We start from the raw sequence: 17121 nt of genomic DNA on the forward strand, positions 1-17121 counted from the left end.
GGAACGCCCTCGAAGACCCCTCTTTCCCGTCATCGTAAGGAACGGACCCATGTTGAAGGGCAAGGTTGCGATCGTCACCGGATCGACCAGCGGCATCGGGCTCGGCATCGCGAAGGTGCTGACCGGCCAGGGCGCGGACATCGTGCTGAACGGCTTCGGCGACGCCGGCGAGATCGAGGCGATCCGCAGCGGCATCGAGCGCGAGCACGGGGTGCGCGCGGTCTATGACGGCGCCGACATGTCGAAGGGCGATGCGGTGCGCGGCCTGGTGGCGGCGACGGTCGAGCGGCTCGGCCGGGTCGACATCCTGGTGAACAACGCCGGCATCCAGTTCACCGCGCCGGTGGAGGAGTTCCCGGCCGAGAAGTGGGACGCGATCCTGGCGATCAACCTGTCGGCGGCGTTCCACGGCATCGCCGCGGCGGTGCCGGTGATGAAGAAGCAGGGCTGGGGCCGGATCGTCAACATCGCCTCGGCGCACGGGCTGGTCGCCTCGGCCCACAAGGCGGCCTATGTCGCGGCCAAGCACGGCCTCGTCGGGCTGACCAAGGTGGTGGGGCTGGAGACGGCGGGCACCGGCGTCACCTGCAACGCCGTCTGCCCCGGCTGGGTCCGGACGCCGCTGGTGGAGAAGCAGATCTCCGACATCGCGGCGAAGAAGGGCATCAGCCAGGAAGAGGCCGCGAGGGAGCTCCTGGGCGAGAAGCAGCCCTCGATGACCTTCGTGTCGCCGGAGCAGCTGGGCGGCACCGTCGCCTTCCTGTGCTCCCCGGCCGCCGACCAGATCACCGGCACCAGCATCTCGGTCGACGGCGGCTGGACCGCGCAGTAGCCGGTCGTTTCCGGGGACGGGGACGATCAACGCCCCTCTTGAACCCGGAATTCACCCTCCCCAGATCGATGGCGTGGCGGTGCCCAGCAGGGGCCGCCACGTCGCAAACCCCGCGGCGCGACCATCGGTGCGCCGCACAGGTATCGCTCACTGGAGGATATCCATGCGTACTCTCGACCTTTCCCCGCTGTTCCGCTCGACCATCGGCATCGACCGCATGTCGCGGCTGCTCGATTCCGCGCTGCAGTTCGACACCGCGGCGCCGTCCTATCCGCCCTACAACATCGAGAAGACCGGCGAGGATGCCTACCGCATCACCATGGCGGTGGCGGGCTTCGGCGAGGACGACCTCGAGGTCGTGACCTCCGAGAACACCCTGACCGTCCGCGCCAAGGCGACTTCCGACGAGGAGGAGAAGAACCGCGTCTTCCTGCATCGCGGCATTGCCGGCCGGGCCTTCGAGCGGCGCTTCCAGCTCGCCGACTACATCAAGGTCAGCGGCGCGTCGCTGGTGAACGGCCTGCTCAACATCGACCTGGTCCGCGAGGTGCCGGAGGCGCAGAAGCCCCGCACCGTGAAGATCAGCGTCGGCCAGGCCGAGGCGCCGAAGCAGATCGCCGCCTGACGGCCGGAACGGGGGCGCCGCCGGACGGCAGCGCCCCATCTCCCGAATCGCAGAGACAAAAAAGAGGGCCGCTTCCCTGCGGCCCTCATTTTTTGAAGCCTCGCCTGCTCAACTCGAGCATTGCGCGACGATAAGAGCCATTTTGCCGCTGCGTCAAGCACTCGTTTGGGTCAGAAAAACCCTTTGTTTTGAAGGGTTTTCAGCTGTTCGCCGGCTTTTGCCGGGCATCGGCTGAATCACAAGAGCGCTAAATGATCTTAAAAATGTAATATTTATGTGGGGTTGTCCCTCGGGGCTTAGACCGGGTGGAAACGGGAACGTTACCCGCGACTGTAGCCCGATCGCCGCAGCGTCGCGCGAATTTCATCGAGAATCGCCGGATCGTCGATCGTCGCCGGCACGGCGAAGGGAACCGAATCGGCGATTCGGGCCATCGTGCCGCGCAGGATCTTGCCCGACCGGGTCTTCGGCAGGCGGTCGACGATCATCGCCGTCTTGAACGCCGCGACCGGGCCGATGCCGTCGCGCACCCGCTGCACCGCCTCGGCCAGGATCGCCTCGTGCGGTCGCGTCACGCCCGCCTTCAGCACCAGGAAACCCAGCGGCACCTGGCCCTTGAGGTCGTCCGCGACCCCGATCACCGCGCATTCCGCGACATCGGGATGGCCGGCCAGCACCTCTTCGATCTGGCCGGTCGACAGCCGGTGGCCGGCGACGTTGATGACGTCGTCCACCCGGCTCATGACGAAGACGTAGCCGTCCTCGTCGACCAGCCCGGCATCGCCGGTCTTGTAGAAGCCCGGATAGTCCTCGAGATAGGCGCTGCGGAAGCGGGCATCGGCCCGCCACAGCGTCGGCGCGGCGCCGGGCGGCATCGGCAGCTTGCAGGCCAGCGCCCCGATCTCGCCGCGCGGCATCTCCCGCCCGTCGGCGGCCAGCACCCTCACGTCCCAGCCCGGCATCGGCTTGGTCGGCGACCCCGGCTTGACCGGCATCGGCTCCAGCCCCAGCGGGTCGGCGCAGATCGGCCAGCCGGTCTCGGTTTGCCACCAATGGTCGATCACCGGCACCTGCAGCAGCCGCTCGGCCCAGCCCAGCGTGTCGGGGTCGCAGCGCTCCCCGGCCAGGAACAGGGCGCGGAACTTCGACAGGTCGCGGCCAGCCAGCAGGCGGCCTTCCGGGTCCTCGCGCTTGATGGCGCGGAAGGCGGTCGGTGCGGTGAACAGCACCGACACGCCGTGCTGCTCGGCCACCCGCCAATAGGCGCCTGCATCGGGCGTGCCGACCGGCTTGCCCTCGTACATCACGCTGGTGCAGCCGGCCAGAAGCGGCCCGTAGACGATGTAGGAATGGCCCACCACCCAGCCGACGTCGGAGGCGGTCCACATCCCCTCGCCGGGCCTGAGCCCGTAGATCGCCGGGATGCTCCAGGCCAGGGCCACGGCATGCCCGCCATTGTCGCGGACGATGCCCTTGGGCTGGCCGGTGGTGCCGGAGGTGTAGAGGATGTAGAGCGGATCGGTCGCCAGCACCGGCACGCAGCCGGCGGGTTCGGCCGCGGCCTCCAGCGCCGCCCAGTCGTGGTCGCGTCCCGGACTCATCGCCGCCTCGCATTGCGGCCGCTGCAGCACCACGGTCGTCGGCACCTTGTGCCTGGCCAGGCCGAGGGCGGCGTCGAGCAGCGGCTTGTAGGCGACGATCCGGGACACCTCGATGCCGCAGGAGGCGGAAACCACCAGCTTCGGCTCGCAATCGTCGATCCGCGCCGCCAGCTCGGGCGCCGCGAAGCCGCCGAACACGACGGAGTGCACCGCGCCCAGCCGGGCGCAGGCCAGCATGGCGATCGCGGCCTCCGGCACCATCGGCATATAGATCACCACCCGGTCTCCGGCACCGACGCCCAGGGCCCGCATCGCCCCGGCGAAGCGGGCGACGCGGCCGGTCAGCTCGGCATAGGTGAAGCGCCGCACCGTGCCGGTGACCGGGCTGTCGTGGATCAGCGCCAGCCGGTCGCCATGGCCGGCGGCGACATGGCGGTCCAGCGCGTTGAAACAGGTGTTGAGCCGGCCGCCGGCGAACCAGCGAGTGAACGGGGCGTTGCTGTCGTCCAGCACACGGTCCCAGCGCCGGTCCCAGTCGATCGCGGCGGCGGCCTCGCCCCAGAACCCCTCGGGGTCGGCAAGCGCGCGGCGATAGGCCTCGGCATAGGCTCCCATGGCGTCCTCCCGGACTCTTGTTGTCCCGAGCCTAGCGCCGCGCGGCCGCCAGGGCGAGGGCCGGTGTCGCGTTCCGGCCACGGCCGGACGCGGCCGGCGGAGCCCGATCCCGGCATTCCGCCCGAGGCTGGGCGGTGCCAGAATGTCTCCGCACCCGGGAGGCCCGCCGATGCCGCACGCTTACGACACCGATCTCGACCGCAATCCGGCCAATCACGTGCCGCTGACGCCGGTCTCCTTCCTCGGCCGCACCGCCCTGGCCCATCCGGACCGGACGGCGGTGGTCTACGGCGACGTGAAGCGCAGCTGGCGCGAGACCGCGGAGCGGTGCCGCCGCCTGGCCTCGGCCCTGTCGCGCCGTGGCATCGGCAGGAACGACACGGTGGCGGTGATGGCGCCGAACGTGCCGGAAGCCTTCGAGGCGACCTTCGGCGTGCCGATGGCGGGCGCGGTGCTGTGCGCCCTCAACATCCGGCTCGACGCCGCGGCCATCGCCTTCCAGCTGCGCCATTCCGAGACCCGGATGCTGCTGGCCGACCGCGAATACGCCGCGGTGGTGAAGGCCGCGCTGGCGCAGCTGGAGGCGCCGCCGCCGGTGATCGACATCGTCGACCCGGCGGTGGCGGGGGAGCCGATCGGCGATCTCACTTACGAGGACCTGCTGGCCGAAGGCGACCCGGCCTGGCCGGGCGTGAGGCCCGGCGACGAGTGGGATGCGATCGCGCTCGGCTACACCTCCGGCACCACGGGCGACCCGAAGGGCGTGGTCACCCATCACCGCGGCGCCTATCTCAACGCGCTCGGCAACGTCGTCACCTGGGGGATGCCGCACCACCCGGTCTATCTCTGGACCCTGCCGATGTTCCACTGCAACGGCTGGTGCTTTCCCTGGACGATCACGGCGATGGCCGGCACCCATGTCTGCCTGCGCCGGGTGGCCGCGCGGGATATTTACGCCGCCATCGCCGATCACGGCGTCACCCATCTCTGCGGCGCGCCGATCGTCATGGGCATGCTGCTGAACGCCCCGGCGGACGAACGCCGCGACTTCCCGCAGGCGGTGCAGATGATGACCGCGGCCTCGCCCCCGCCGGCGGCGGTGCTGGAGGGCATGGCCCGGCTCGGCATCAAGGTCACCCATGTCTACGGCCTGACCGAGGTCTACGGCCCGGCCGTGGTCTGCGACTGGAAGCCGGAATGGAACGCCCTGCCGGCCGCGGAGCAGGCGCGGCTGCAGTCGCGCCAGGGCCTGCCCTATGTGGTGCAGGAGGGGCTGATGGTGGCCGACCCCGAGACCCTCGTCCCGGTGCCGGCCGACGGCGAGACGCTGGGCGAGGTGTTCATGCGCGGCAACATCACCATGAAGGGGTATCTGAAGAATCCCTCGGCCACCGCGAAGGCCTTCGCCGGCGGCTGGTTCCACACCGGCGACCTCGGCGTCATGCATCCGGACGGCTATATCGAGCTGAAGGACCGATCGAAGGACATCATCATCTCCGGCGGCGAGAACATCTCGACCATCGAGGTCGAAGGCGTGCTGTACCGCCATCCGGCGGTGCTGGAGGCGGCGGTGGTGGCGCGGCCCGACGAGAAATGGGGCGAGACCCCCTGCGCCTTCGTCACCCTGCGGCCGGGCGCCGAGGCGACGGCGGAGGAGATCATCGCCTTCAGCCGCCGGCACCTGGCGGGCTTCAAATGCCCGAAGACGGTGGTGTTCGGCGACCTGCCCAAGACCTCGACCGGCAAGATCCAGAAATTCGTGCTGCGCGACCGGGCGCGGGCGCTGTGATGGGCGAGCGCATCCATACTGTCTGGGATTTCTGGGACGCCCCGCGTGAAGGCGTCGCCGACTTTCAGGGCAGGCCGCACATCTACAAATGCCAATTCAGCGAGGCGGAGGACGATTGGACGAACCTGTTCTGGCTGATGGAGATCGACCAGGAACTTTTGGCGCTGGACCTGGAAAGAAGCGCGATCTCCGCCCGTTGGCTCGAAGAACTCAAACGAGGGCGCGTGTCCCCTGAAAGCGGTCCGGCGCTGCCCATCGACCGGCCGCGCTTTCAGGAGCTGCAGAGCGTCATCGGAGACCGTCTGCAACTTCGCCCAGAACGTTCCGTGATCAGGCGCGGGCGGTTCGTGGCAAGTCCGGGAGCCAACTCCACGATGGTCGAATGGACAGAACCTTAGTGCAGCCGGAGACCGGCTAACGCTGCTGCTCTGCCGTATGGGAAAGTTCGCGAGCTTCGACTGTCCTATCGGCCTGCGCCTCCACCGCCGCCAGGTCCGCCCCGCGGGTCTCGCGCGACAGCAGCACGCACAGGATGCCCGGCACCGCCATCAGCGCGGCATAGGCCGCGACGGATTGCGGCGTGCCGGTCCAGCCCAGGAGGGCCGTGCCGATCAGGGGCGCCACCGACCCGCCGACCACCGAGGCGACCTGGTAGCTGACCGACATGGCGGTGTAGCGCACGCGGGTCGGGAACAGCTCGGTGAAGTACGCCGACATGCTGCCGACGATGACGCCGTGGCAGGTCAGGGTCAGCAGCGTGACCTGCAGCACCGTTTCCGGCGCCGTTCCCGGCGGCAGGGTGAACAGTAGCGCCGCGGCGCCGATGCCGCCGACCAGGCCCAGCAGCATCACCGGCCGGCGGCCGACGACGTCGGAGACCCAGGCCGCGGCCATGATCACCGCGACCTCCAGGATCGAGCCCCAGAACAGCGCGTCCGACCCGACGCCGCGGGCGAGGCCCAGGAACTGGACTACCAGCACCAGGAAGAAGGTGGTGAACAGGTAGAACAGCGTGTTCTCCGCCGCCTTCACCAGGAACACCTGGCCCATCGGCCGCCAATGGCTGCGCAGGGCCTCGGCCAGCGGCGCCGCCGGCACCTCGCGGCGCTTCGCCGCCAGCTCGGCGAAGACCGGCGATTCCTCGACCCGCCGCCGCACCCAGAGGCCCAGCAGCACCAGCACGATCGAGAACAGGAAGGGCAGGCGCCAGGCCCATTCGGCGAAGCCGGCCTCGCCGTAATGCGCGGTCAGGGCGCCGATGGTGGCGGCGGCCAGGACATTGGCGGCCGGGCCGCCGATCATCGGGAAGCTGGTCCAGAAGCCGCGCCGCCGGCCGGGCATGGATTCGGCGACGATCAGCAGGGCGCCGGTGGCCTCGCCGCCGACGGCGATGCCCTGCAGCACCCGCAGCGTGACCAGCAGGATCGGCGCCAGCACCCCGGCCGAGGCATAGGTCGGCAGCAGGCCCATGGCGAAGGTGGCGGCGCCCATCATCAGCAGGCTGACCACCAGCGCGTTCTTGCGGCCGATCCGGTCGCCCAGCGCGCCGAACAGGATGCCGCCCAGCGGCCGGGCCAGGAAACCGATGGCGAAGGTGCCCAGCACCGCCATCGTCCCTGCCAGCCGGTCCTCGCTGGGGAAGAACGCCTTGTCGAAGACCAGCACGGCGCAGAAGGCGAAGATGAAGAAGTCGTACCACTCGATGATGGTGCCGACGGCGCTGGCGAACAGCAGGCGCACGCGCTCCGCGATCGTGGTCGTCTGGGCCATGGATCCTCCCCTCATTCTTTGGTCGCTTGATCCGCCAGCCGCGGGGCGCCGGGCTTGCCGCGGCCGCGCCCTCGCGTATGGTCGGACATTCCGTCGGGCTCCGCCCTCCAGGAGGGGCGGCCTGCCTTGAAACGGAAACCAATCTCGTTTCATATGAAACGAATGTCAAGCGGGCGGGGAGGCCGGCGATGCGGGACCAGGCGGTGCGAAAGGCGGCGGAGTTCGATCTCGAGGCGTTCCTGCCCTATGAGCTGTCGGTGGTCAGCAACCGGGTCAGCCGCACCTTCGCCCGGCGCTACGCCGACGCCTTCGGGCTCAGCATCCCGGAATGGCGGGTGATGGCGATGGTCGGCCGCTACGCGCCCCTGTCCTCGAACCAGATCTGCGAGCGCACGGCGATGGACAAGGCCAAGGTCAGCCGGGCGGTCAGCCGGCTGATCGCGGCCGGCTATCTCAGCCGCGGCACCCATCCGGCCGACCAGCGGCTGATCCAGCTCGACTTCACCGCCGCCGGCCGCCGGGTCTACGACGCCATCGTGCCGCTGGCGCAGGAGATCGAGGCCGAGCTGATGGCCGCCTTCGAGCCGGGCGAGCGCGAGCTGCTGCGGCGCCTGCTGCGCAAGCTCGACGCCCGCGTCTCCAGCCTCGGCACGCCGCCCGATGCGGCGGGGGAGGACTGACGCCCGTCACGGGTGCAGCGACAGGCCCTTCAGCACGCGGTCGACGTCCTTGCGGTCCTCATGCATGGCGAAGCCGACCAGGTCCAGCGCCTCGCCCGGCACGGCCTTGACCGCGGCGCGGTTGGCCTCGTCATAGCCGGTGGCGAACAGCTCGGCGGTGTAGATCGCGATCCGCAGGTTGCGGGCCAGCGCCCTGGCATGCGCCGCCTTCAGCGCCTCGGCCGTTCCGGCGAAGACCAGCACCGGCTGGCGGAACATCGGCAGGTACAGGTTGCCCGACCCGTCCTCATAGGGCGCACCCACCAGCTCCGGCCGGGTGGCGGCCAGGCCGCTGACGGTGAAGGCGGCGACGTTCAGCTTCTGCCACACCGGCAGGTCCTCGCGCAGGGCGACGGCGATCTTGGGGTCGAACCGCATGCATCCTCCTTGGAGTCTGCAGGCAGGCTATGAACCATCGTATCGCCCGGCTTGTACGATCGTGCTGTGGCGGAGGCCCTTCGCGCAGCCTAACATGCGGCCATGGACAACGGCGAATGGGTCACGGTGGGGCTGGACCGGCGCTTCGGCGTCGAGCGGTTCCGCGCCCATTTCACTGCCCATTGCTACGAGCGGCACGCGCACGAGACCTATGCCATCGGCCTGACCGAGGAAGGGTCGCAGAGCTTCTTCTGCCGCGGCGGCACGCACCGCACCCGGCCGGGATCGGTCATCACCTTCAACCCGACCGAGATCCACGACGGGCATGCGACCAATGCCGAGGGCTTCCTGTACCGGATGCTCTACATCGCGCCGGAGACGGTGGCGGCGGTGCTCGACGACGCCGGCATCCGCCCGCCCTGGGCCCTGGCCTTCCCCAACACCCTGTCCGAGGATCCGGTCCTCGCCGCGCTGATAGCCTGCGCCGTCGACGCCTTCGCCGAGCCCGGGGCGACGCTGGCGCGGTCGGAGGCGCTGGCGGCGATGGTGGTGGGACTGGCCCGCCGCCAGGCCGGGGCGCCAGCGCCCGGCCTGTCCCGGCCGGCCGACGCGGCGCTGGCCCGGGTGCGCGACCATCTGCACGCCCATCTCGGCGAGGACGTCACCGCCGACGACCTCGCCGCCGTGGCGGGGCTGAGCCGCTTCCACATGTCCCGCGCCTTCACCCGCCGCTACGGCGCGGCGCCGGCCACCTATCTGCGCTGGATCAGGCTGGAGCGGGCCAAGCGCCTGCTGGCGGCGGGCGAGGCGCCGGCCCAGGTGGCGGCCGCGACCGGCTTCACCGACCAGGCCCATCTGACCCGCCGCTTCAAGGGCGCCTACGGCGTCACCCCGGCGCGCTTCCAGAAGGCAGCGCGGGCGGCGGCGTAGGCTCTCCCCCTCACCCTCCCGCCGCCAACGCGGCGGGCCCCTCCCTCTCCCCGAGGAGAGGGGAGCAGATCCGTCCCGCTTCACCTCTCCTTGGGGAGAGGTCGAAATCGCGCAGCGATTTCGGGTGAGGGGGTGGGCCTATCCGTTACGCGCCAGCCCCAACCGTTCCACCACCTCGTCGGCGATCGACAGGCTCGAGGTCAGGCCGGGGCTCTCGATGCCGAACAGGTTGACCAGGCCCGGCACGCCATGCCCCTCCGGCCCCTGGATCACGAAATCCGCGGCGGTGGCGCCGGGCGGGGGGATCTTCGGGCGGATGCCGGAATAGTCCGGCTGCAAGGCGCCGTCCGGCAGCGCCGGCCAGTAGCGGCGGATGGCGGCGTAGAAGCTCTCCGCCCGCGCCGGGGCGACCCGATAGTCCAGCTCCTCGACCCATTCGACCTCCGGGCCGAAGCGCACCCGCCCGCCCAGGTCGATCGTGGCGTGGGTGCCCAGGCCGCCGGGCACCGGCACCGGATAGATCAGGTGGCGGAAGGGCGGCCGGCCGGACAGGCCGAAATAGTTGCCCTTGGCCAGGTAGGGCTGCGGCACAGACGCCTCGGGCACACCGGCGATGCGGCGGGCCACGGCCGGGGCGGACAGGCCGGCCGAGTTCACCACCCGGCGGGCCAGCAGCTCCATGCCGCCCTCCTCGGTGGCGACCTGCAGATGCAGCCCGTCGGGGGTGACCGCCGCGGACTCGAGCCGGCTGTGATAGGCGATCATCGCGCCGCGAGCCTCGGCATCGCCCAGCAGCGCCAGCATCAGCCCGTGGCTGTCGATGATGCCGGTGGAGGGCGAGAACAGCGCCGCGGTGCAGGCGACCTCCGGCTCCAGCGCATGCGCCTCCTCCGCGGTCAGCGGCCGCAGCGCGTCGTCCTCGCCGGTCAGGCCGTTGGCCCGGGCCGCCGCCTCGATCCGCACCAGCGTCGCGGCCTCCTGCTCGTCGGTGGCGACGATCAGCTTGCCGCAGCGCCTCGCGGTGACACCGTGCTCCTCACAATAGCGGTACAGCGCCCGCCGGCCGGCGACGCAGTGCCGGGCCTTCAGGCTGCCCTGCGGGTAGTAGATGCCGGCGTGGATCACCTCGCTGTTGCGGGCCGAGGTCTCGGTGCCGAAGGCGTCCGCCGCCTCCAGGATGATCACCTCCTGCCCGGCCAGGGCCAGCGCCCGGGCGACGGCCAGGCCGACCACCCCGGCGCCGACCACGACGGCATCAACAGTGTCGGTCATGCCGCGCCGCGCAACTGGCCGATCGCCCGCGCCACCCCGCGCAGCTCGGCCAGCCCCTTCAGCCGGCCGATCAGCGAATAGCCGGGATTGGTCTTCTTGTGCACGTCGTCGGCCAGCAGATGGCCGTGGTCCGGCCGCATCGGAATCTCCCAATCCGCCCGGCCGGCGGCCTTGCGCGCCCGCTCCTCCGCCATCAGCGCGTCGATGATCGCCACCATGTCGGCACCGCCCTCCAGGTGCTCGTCCTCGAAGAACGATCCGTCGGGCTCGACCGTGACGTTGCGCAGATGGGCGAAATGGATGCGCGGCGCGAACTCCCGCGCCATCGCCGCCAGGTCGTTGTCCGGCCGCGAGCCGTAGGAGCCGACGCAGAGCGTCAGCCCGTTCGCCGGGCGGTCGACCATCGCCAGGATGGCGCGGGCGTCAGCGGGGGTGGAGACGATGCGCGGCAGGCCGAACAGCGGGAAGGGCGGGTCGTCCGGATGCACCGCCAGGCGGGCGCCCACCTCCTCCGCCACCGGCACGACCGCGGCCAGGAAGGCCTTGTAGTTGGCGCGGAAGTCGTCGGCGGTGATGCCGTCATAGAGGGCGAGGCGGCGCTCGAACCCGGCCCGGTCGTTGACCGCGCCGGCCACGCCCGGCAGGCCGGCGATGATGGTCTTCTCCAGCTCGGCCGTCTCGCTCTCGCTCATCGCCGCGACGCGGTCGCGGGCGCGGGCCAGCACCTCGGGCCGGTGGTCGGCCTCGGCGCCGCGGCGCTTCAGGATGAAGGCGTCATAGGCGGCCATGTCGACAGCATCGAAGCGCAGGGCGTAGCCGGTCGTCGGCAGCCGCCACATCAGGTTGGTGCGGGTCCAGTCGACCACCGGCATGAAGTTGTAGCAGACGGTCGTCACCCCGGCCGCGGCGACGTTGCGCAGCGACTGGGCGAAGGCGGCGATCGCCTCGGCCGCGCCGGCGCCGCCGGTCTTGATCACGTCCGGCAGGGGGATGCTCTCGACCACCGACCAGGCCAGGCCCGCGCCCTCGATCACCGCCTTGCGCTCGGCGATCTCCTCGGCCGGCCACACGCTGCCGTCCTGCCGGTGGTGCAGGGCGGTGACGATGCCGCTGGCCCCCGCCTGCTTGACATGGTCCAGCGTCACCGGGTCGTTCGGGCCGAACCAGCGCCAGGTCTCCTTCATCGTCTCCAGCCCCTCATCGCGTGTTGATCTTGTTGCGGCCGACCAGCGGGTACTGCTCGACCTCGTACACCTGCCCCGTGACCGGCGCCGACCGGTCGGACAGCCAGAACACCGCATGCTGCGCCACCTCCTCGGGCCGCAGGATTCGGCCGGTCGGGGCGAAGGCCGGCGGGATGTGCTCGGCCCAGTCGTCGGGCTGCCCTTCGCGGCGTTGGATGGCGCGCTCGGTCTCGGTCAGGGTCCAGCCGACATTCAGCTGGTTGACCCGGATGCGCTCGGCCGACAGCGCGTCGCCCAGGTTGCGCGTCATCGTCATCAGCGCCGCCTTGGACATGGAATAGACCAGCAGGTTGTCCTGGCCGCACAGCGCGTTGACCGAGCCGATATTGACGATGGCGCCGCCGTTGCCTTGGGCGCGGAAGGCGCGCACCGCCTCGCGGCACAGCAGCAGCGGCGCGCGGGCGTTGACGGCGAAGATCTGATCGAAGGCGGCCGCGTCGGCCTGCTCCAGCGTGGTGCGGGCCAGGGACGCGGCGTTGTTCACCAGCCCGTCGATCCGGCCATGGCTGCGCAGCACGGCGTCGATCACGGTCGCCGCCGCGTCGGGCGCGGTCACGTCGGCCAGCACCGAGGCGACGCCGAGATCCGCGGCGGCTTGGGCCAGCGCTTCCGCCTCGATCCCATGCAGCACCACAACGGCGCCCTCGTCCCGCGCCGCCCGGGCGATCGCCAGGCCGATGCCGGACGACGATCCGGTGACCAGAATGACCTTGCCCTGAAGCATCCTGCGGCGTGCTCCCGTCCCAACCGACCCGGCTTTCATAGCGGCATCAGAGGGCCTTCCGAAAGGTCAGGTTTATTCTCTGCCGGCCCAGAATCGCATGGCTGCCGTCCGGCAGCGGGGCGACGCCGTGGAAGGCCAGCCGCGCCGGGCCGCCCCAGACCGTGACGTCGCCATGCTCCACCCGCACCCGGCGGGTCGGGTCGCTGCGCTGCAGCCCGCCGAACAGGAAGGTCGCGGGCAGGCCCAGCGAGACCGAGACGATCGGGGCGCCGGTGTCGCGCTCGTCCCGGTCCTGGTGCAGCGACAGGCGCGAGCCGGGCTCGTAGCGGTTGATCAGGCAGGCGTCGGGTGCGAAGGGGCCGAAGCCGGCCTTGATCGAGGCGGCATCGGCCAGTTCGGCGAAGACCTCCGGCATCTCCGGCCAGGGCCGGCCGGCGATCGGGTCGTCGGGGTCGTAGCGATAGCCGCTGCGATCGCTGACCCAGCCGACCCGGCCGCAATTGGTCATCGCCACCGACATGCGGTAGCCGCCGGGCGTGACCAGGTGACGGAACGGCGCCTGAGCCTCCACCGCCCGCACCGCGGCGATCAGCGCCTCGGCACGGTCGCGGGCAAAGCCGCGCAGCAGCACCGCGCCCTCGGCCAGGGTCTCCTGATCCGGCCCCGGTCCGGGCAGGCTGTCGAACAGATCGGCCGTCATGCTCCGGTTCCCGTCATGCGATGGCGCCATCCTCTCTCGTCCTGCCGCGGCGGCCGATCCGTCCCTTGCGGCCGAATTCGGCGCAAGAAGCGGAGTGGCCGGGCTACGGCGCGGTGCGATCCTCTGGGCCTCACCCGCCCGAGGATGCCCATGATCACCCTCTACGACTACCTGCCGTCGCAGAACGCCTACAAGGTCCGGCTGCTGCTGGCCCAGCTGCGGCGTCCGTACCGCACCGAGATCATCAGCATCTTCGAGGGCGAAGGCCAGCGGCCGGAATACCTGGCGATCAACCCGACCGGCGCGGTGCCGGCGATCCGGCTGGACGATGGCCGGGTGATCGCCGAGTCCAATGCCATCCTGTTCTTCCTGGCCGAGGGCACGCCTTACCTGCCGGACGACCGCTTCGCCCGGGCCAAGGTGCTGCAGTGGCTGTCCTTCGAGGGCGATTATGTCCAGTCCACCATCGCGACGCTGCGGCACTGGGTCATGACCGGCAAGCTGGCCCGCCGCCCGGCCGCGCTGGTCGAGACCAAGCGCGAGGGCTCGCTGAAGACGCTGGCGATCCTGGACCGCGAGCTGGCGCAGCGCCCCTGGCTGGCCGGGCCAGCCTACAGCATCGCCGACATCGCCGTCTTCGCCTATGTCCATCGGGCGGAGGAGGCGGATCTGCCGCTCGCCGACTTCCCGAACGTAGTGGCCTGGATCGACCGGGTCCGGTCGCAGCCGCGCTTCCTGGCCGAGACCCTTCCCCTATTCGATCGATCCGCATTCGGCGAAGGAGCTGCCGTGAGGCCTCAGAGACCGTCTGGAAATGCGCTGGTGTGAGTCGGCTGGCGGTGGTTTCGAGAACCGGAGCGCAGCGCACGTTTGGTGCGTGAGCACCGGAAGCGCAGAAACCGCCGTCAGCCGGCCGCACCAGTAGCGTTTACAAACGGTCTCTCACTCGGTCGAGCGGAACCAGCGCTCGCCGGCATCCTCGGCCCGGCGGCGCTCCAGCTCCTCGCTGTAGCGGCGCAGCGCGTAGGCTTCGCTGACATAGCCGATGATCCGCCGCTCCTGCGCGTCGCTGACCACCGGCAGGGTCTCGGTCTCCGCCGCCTGGAACAGCTCCAGCGCCGTGCGGATGGTCTGGCCGGGCAGCAGGATATAGGCGGCGGCGTGGCGCAGCGCGCCGATCTCGGTGGTCTCGGCCTCGGCGTCGTGGTCGGCATTGTGCGCGTCGGACACCTGCACCACCCCGGCGGCGCGGCCGGCGGCATCGGTGACGAAGACGCGCTGGGTGGACCCGACCGGGAACTGCCGGCGGAAATCCGCCACCGTCGTCGTCTCCGGCACACTGCGGGCGTCGCGGCGCATCAGCCGGGCGACCGTCAGGTCGCGGATCCAGCCGACATCCTGGGCGCCGCGGATCGCCTCGCCGCGCAGGTGGAAGCGCCAGGTGGCGAAGGAATAGCCGAACAGGTGCCGTACCACCGCGGCCGCGACCACCACGCCCACCATCACGCCGATGGTGACGGAGAAGTCGCCGCTCAGCTCCAGCGCCAGGAAGGTCATGGTCAGCGGCCCGCCGATCACCGCGGCGGCCATCGAGGCCATGCCGACCAGGGAATAGGCCAGGTGCTCGACCGGATGGCCGGGCAGGGCCAGCGCCGTCAGCTGGGCCAGGATGCCGCCGAACAGCGCGCCGGTCAGGAGAGAGGTGAAGAACAGGCCGCCGCGGAAGCCGGCGCCGAGCGAGATCGCCGCCGCCGCGGTCTTGGCGACCAGCAGCAGGGCCAGGGCGGTCAGGGGCGGCGCCAGGGTCAGGTCGGCGTAGAGCGCGCCGTGGCCGGAGCTCAGCACCTCCGGGAAGCGCAGCGCCATCACCCCGACGATCAGCCCGCCGACGGCGGGGCGCAGCACCTGCGGCAGGGCCAGCCGGCGCATCGCCCGCTCGGTCCAGGTGACGCCCTGCATCATCAGGATGCCCAGGCCGGCGCAGGCCAAGCCGATCAGGACGAAGATCGCGTAGTCGCTGGCGTGCAGGCCGGTGGTCCAGGTCACCGTCAGGAAGGGGCCCTCGTCCAGCAGCACCCGCTCCACCGCCGTGGCCGCCAGCGCCGCCGCCACCACCGGCGCCAGCGTCGCCGCGGTGTACGCGCCCATGATCAGCTCGAAGGCGTAGAAGGTCCCGGCCAGCGGCGCGTCGAAGGCGGCGGCGATGGCGGCGGCGGTGCCGCAGCCGACGATGGTGCGCAGATCGGCCCGGCGCAGCCGGAAGATCTGGCCGATGCGCGAGGCGAAGCCGCCGCCGAGCTGGGTGTAGCCGGCCTCCATGCCGACCGAGGCGCCGACGCCGCTGGACATCAGCGTGGCGCCGGCGACGACGAAGCCGTCGCGCAGCGACATCCGGCCGCCATAGAGGGCGTTGGCCTCGATCGGGTCGACCGGCGGGCGGGGGCGCCAGCGGCTGATCGCCCACATCGCGCCGCCGAAGGCCAGGCCGCCCAGCACCGGCACCAGCACGGTCAGCATCGGGCTGGTGTCGATGCTGGCGCTCAGGCGCTGGCCGCTCGGCAGGCCGAACAGCAGCTCGTGCACGATCTGCAGCGCCCAGCGCAGGGCGACGACGGCGAGACCGACGATGACGCCGATCGCCACCGCCAGCAGCGGCAGGGCGATGTCGTTGGCGCGCACGGCGCTGCGCAGCCGGGTCCACAGATGCAGGCGCAGCAGCTGCCGGCGCAGGCCGCGCGGGGACGGGGAGGATATCGCGTCTTCGGCCTGGGGCGTGGCCATGATCGCCGCCGTGTCGGGAGGTTCAGCCCTTGTGGCCGAGCCCCGCGGGCGGCGCAAGGGGACGAGGGCTCGACGAATGGTCGCAACTCCGCTCTAACCGGATCGGGGGGCGAAAGACGAAGGTGACGCGATGGTTCTGATCGGCTGCTTCCTGTCCTTCATCCTGGCGCTGGCCGGCGCCGTGGCCGGCCACCTGCTCGGCAGCGGCGGCATCGGCCTCTGGGGCATGGGCATCGGCTTCGTCGCCGGCCTGGTCCTGGCGGCGGCGATCGGCGCGCTGGCGATGCGCGCCAAGGGCGATTAGGCGGCCCGGTCGGCAGGAACTTACATTTCCCGGCTCCTATTGAGGGAATCAGCGCGAACAACGCGAGGTGCCGTCATGGGCATCGGAACCATTCTGCTGATCATCCTGATCATCCTCCTGATCGGCGCCTTCCCGTCCTGGCCGTACAGCAGCGGCTGGGGCTACGGTCCGAGCGGCCTGCTCGGGGTGATCGTCATCGTCCTGCTGGTCCTGGTGCTGATGGGGCGGATATAGCCCGGGCCATGCGGGCGGAATCGCCCCAGGTCGACAGCCAGATCAGCAGGTCGGTGATCGCGGCGATCACGGCGTAGAGCCGCCCCCGGGCATGGCCGGGCCCCAGCTGGGCCTCGGCCGTGCGCAGATGGGCGATCTCCTCGAAGTTGATGTCGCGGATGATGGCGCCGACGCCGTCGTCCTTGCCCGCCAGGAACCGCAGCTGGTCGCCGAGATGGCGGTGCACCGCGGCCTCGACCGCGGCGGTGCAGATCCAGATCGTCCGGCGCCCGGCCAGGGCGGTGGCGAAGCCCAGGACGAAGCCGCCCAGGCTCCACAGCTGCATCACCCGGCAGGGGCGGGAGTTGCGGGTCGGCATGGCGCCGCGGAACAGGCGGCAATGCCGGATCTCGTCGCTCCGCATCTCCTCGAGGCGCGGCACCAGATCCGGCCACAGCCGGCGGGCGACGGCGATCTGCGCGCCGTAGATGCGGATCGCGCCGTATTCCCCGGCATGGTTGACGCGCAGGATCCGGGCGATGGTTAGCCGGTGGCGACCCGAGATGCCGTCGGCCGGGCTGGCGGCGACGGCGGCATCGAGCGACGGGTCCGCGGCGGCCATGG

The 17121-nt window shown here is 70.9% G+C and carries 18 protein-coding genes; 9 read left to right on the forward strand and 9 right to left on the reverse strand.

The features are described from left to right. The first annotated feature begins 49 nt into the window (after window positions 1–49). Window positions 50–832 (forward strand): 3-hydroxybutyrate dehydrogenase, encoded by a 783-nt coding sequence (locus LG391_RS29865; RefSeq protein WP_225771936.1) that lies wholly within the window; start codon window positions 50–52, stop codon window positions 830–832. A 163-nt stretch (window positions 833–995) separates the two neighbouring features. Beyond that, the gene (locus LG391_RS29870; protein WP_225771938.1) at window positions 996–1457 is read left to right on the forward strand and encodes an Hsp20 family protein; all 462 of its coding nucleotides are present in this window, start codon (window positions 996–998) and stop codon (window positions 1455–1457) included. 320 nt (window positions 1458–1777) lie between these two features. On the opposite strand, the gene LG391_RS29875 is transcribed toward LG391_RS29870, so the two are convergent. Further along, on the reverse strand, window positions 1778–3673 hold the full coding sequence (locus LG391_RS29875) for a propionyl-CoA synthetase (RefSeq protein WP_225771940.1): 1896 nt from the start codon (window positions 3671–3673) through the stop codon (window positions 1778–1780). 169 nt (window positions 3674–3842) lie between these two features. On the opposite strand from LG391_RS29875, the gene LG391_RS29880 reads away from it, so the two are divergent. Beyond that, on the forward strand, window positions 3843–5462 hold the full coding sequence (locus LG391_RS29880) for an acyl-CoA synthetase (RefSeq protein ID WP_225771942.1): 1620 nt from the start codon (window positions 3843–3845) through the stop codon (window positions 5460–5462). Then, window positions 5462–5860 carry a hypothetical protein gene (locus LG391_RS29885; protein WP_225771944.1) on the forward strand — a complete coding sequence of 133 codons (399 nt, stop codon included), beginning with the start codon at window positions 5462–5464 and terminating at the stop codon, window positions 5858–5860. The genes LG391_RS29880 and LG391_RS29885 overlap by 1 nt, the downstream gene beginning before the upstream one ends. A 16-nt stretch (window positions 5861–5876) precedes the next feature. On the opposite strand, the gene LG391_RS29890 is transcribed toward LG391_RS29885, so the two are convergent. Next, window positions 5877–7232 (reverse strand): MFS transporter, encoded by a 1356-nt coding sequence (locus LG391_RS29890; RefSeq protein ID WP_225771946.1) that lies wholly within the window; start codon window positions 7230–7232, stop codon window positions 5877–5879. Between the two features lie 188 nt (window positions 7233–7420). On the opposite strand from LG391_RS29890, the gene LG391_RS29895 reads away from it, so the two are divergent. Then, a complete protein-coding gene (locus LG391_RS29895; protein ID WP_225771947.1) occupies window positions 7421–7912 on the forward strand; it encodes a MarR family winged helix-turn-helix transcriptional regulator in 492 nt (163 codons plus the stop codon). Window positions 7913–7918: 6 nt separating this feature from the next. Here the strand turns inward: LG391_RS29895 and LG391_RS29900 are convergent, their stop codons facing one another. Continuing rightward, window positions 7919–8329 (reverse strand): DUF2000 domain-containing protein, encoded by a 411-nt coding sequence (locus LG391_RS29900; protein WP_225771950.1) that lies wholly within the window; start codon window positions 8327–8329, stop codon window positions 7919–7921. Between the two features lie 102 nt (window positions 8330–8431). Between LG391_RS29900 and LG391_RS29905 the strand changes: the two genes are divergently transcribed. Next, the gene (locus LG391_RS29905; protein WP_225771952.1) at window positions 8432–9259 is read left to right on the forward strand and encodes an AraC family transcriptional regulator; all 828 of its coding nucleotides are present in this window, start codon (window positions 8432–8434) and stop codon (window positions 9257–9259) included. Between the two features lie 138 nt (window positions 9260–9397). Here LG391_RS29905 and LG391_RS29910 read toward each other — a convergent pair whose 3' ends face one another. The 4 genes from LG391_RS29910 to alkB are packed head-to-tail and all read right to left on the reverse strand — an operon-like array spanning window position 9398 to window position 13199. Then, complete coding sequence (locus LG391_RS29910; protein WP_225771954.1) at window positions 9398–10531, reverse strand: NAD(P)/FAD-dependent oxidoreductase; 1134 nt, start codon at window positions 10529–10531, stop codon at window positions 9398–9400. Continuing rightward, window positions 10528–11715 carry a mannonate dehydratase gene (uxuA, locus tag LG391_RS29915; RefSeq protein WP_225771955.1) on the reverse strand — a complete coding sequence of 396 codons (1188 nt, stop codon included), beginning with the start codon at window positions 11713–11715 and terminating at the stop codon, window positions 10528–10530. Before uxuA ends, LG391_RS29910 begins: the two co-directional genes overlap by 4 nt. 13 nt (window positions 11716–11728) lie before the next feature. Then, on the reverse strand, window positions 11729–12499 hold the full coding sequence (locus LG391_RS29920) for an SDR family oxidoreductase (RefSeq protein WP_225771957.1): 771 nt from the start codon (window positions 12497–12499) through the stop codon (window positions 11729–11731). A gap of 46 nt (window positions 12500–12545) precedes the next feature. Next, window positions 12546–13199 (reverse strand): DNA oxidative demethylase AlkB, encoded by a 654-nt coding sequence (gene alkB, locus LG391_RS29925; protein ID WP_225771959.1) that lies wholly within the window; start codon window positions 13197–13199, stop codon window positions 12546–12548. Between the two features lie 150 nt (window positions 13200–13349). On the opposite strand from alkB, the gene LG391_RS29930 reads away from it, so the two are divergent. After that, window positions 13350–14027 (forward strand): glutathione S-transferase family protein, encoded by a 678-nt coding sequence (locus LG391_RS29930; RefSeq protein ID WP_225771961.1) that lies wholly within the window; start codon window positions 13350–13352, stop codon window positions 14025–14027. A 114-nt stretch (window positions 14028–14141) separates the two neighbouring features. Here the strand turns inward: LG391_RS29930 and LG391_RS29935 are convergent, their stop codons facing one another. Further along, window positions 14142–15980 carry a chloride channel protein gene (locus LG391_RS29935; protein ID WP_225771962.1) on the reverse strand — a complete coding sequence of 613 codons (1839 nt, stop codon included), beginning with the start codon at window positions 15978–15980 and terminating at the stop codon, window positions 14142–14144. A 130-nt stretch (window positions 15981–16110) separates the two neighbouring features. On the opposite strand from LG391_RS29935, the gene LG391_RS29940 reads away from it, so the two are divergent. Next, a complete protein-coding gene (locus LG391_RS29940) occupies window positions 16111–16284 on the forward strand; it encodes a hypothetical protein (protein WP_225771964.1) in 174 nt (57 codons plus the stop codon). Window positions 16285–16359: 75 nt separating this feature from the next. Further along, entirely contained in the window at window positions 16360–16518 is a 159-nt protein-coding gene (locus LG391_RS29945) for a DUF3309 family protein (RefSeq protein WP_225771967.1), read from the forward strand. Here the strand turns inward: LG391_RS29945 and LG391_RS29950 are convergent. Beyond that, window positions 16478–17119, reverse strand: a complete 642-nt coding sequence (locus tag LG391_RS29950) for a demethoxyubiquinone hydroxylase family protein (protein WP_225771969.1) — start codon at window positions 17117–17119, stop codon at window positions 16478–16480. The two genes, LG391_RS29945 and LG391_RS29950, sit on opposite strands and share 41 nt — an antisense overlap. Window positions 17120–17121 lie beyond the last annotated feature (2 nt).

The sequence above is a fragment of the Inquilinus sp. Marseille-Q2685 genome (genome assembly GCF_916619195.1).
Taxonomy (GTDB): domain Bacteria; phylum Pseudomonadota; class Alphaproteobacteria; order DSM-16000; family Inquilinaceae; genus Inquilinus.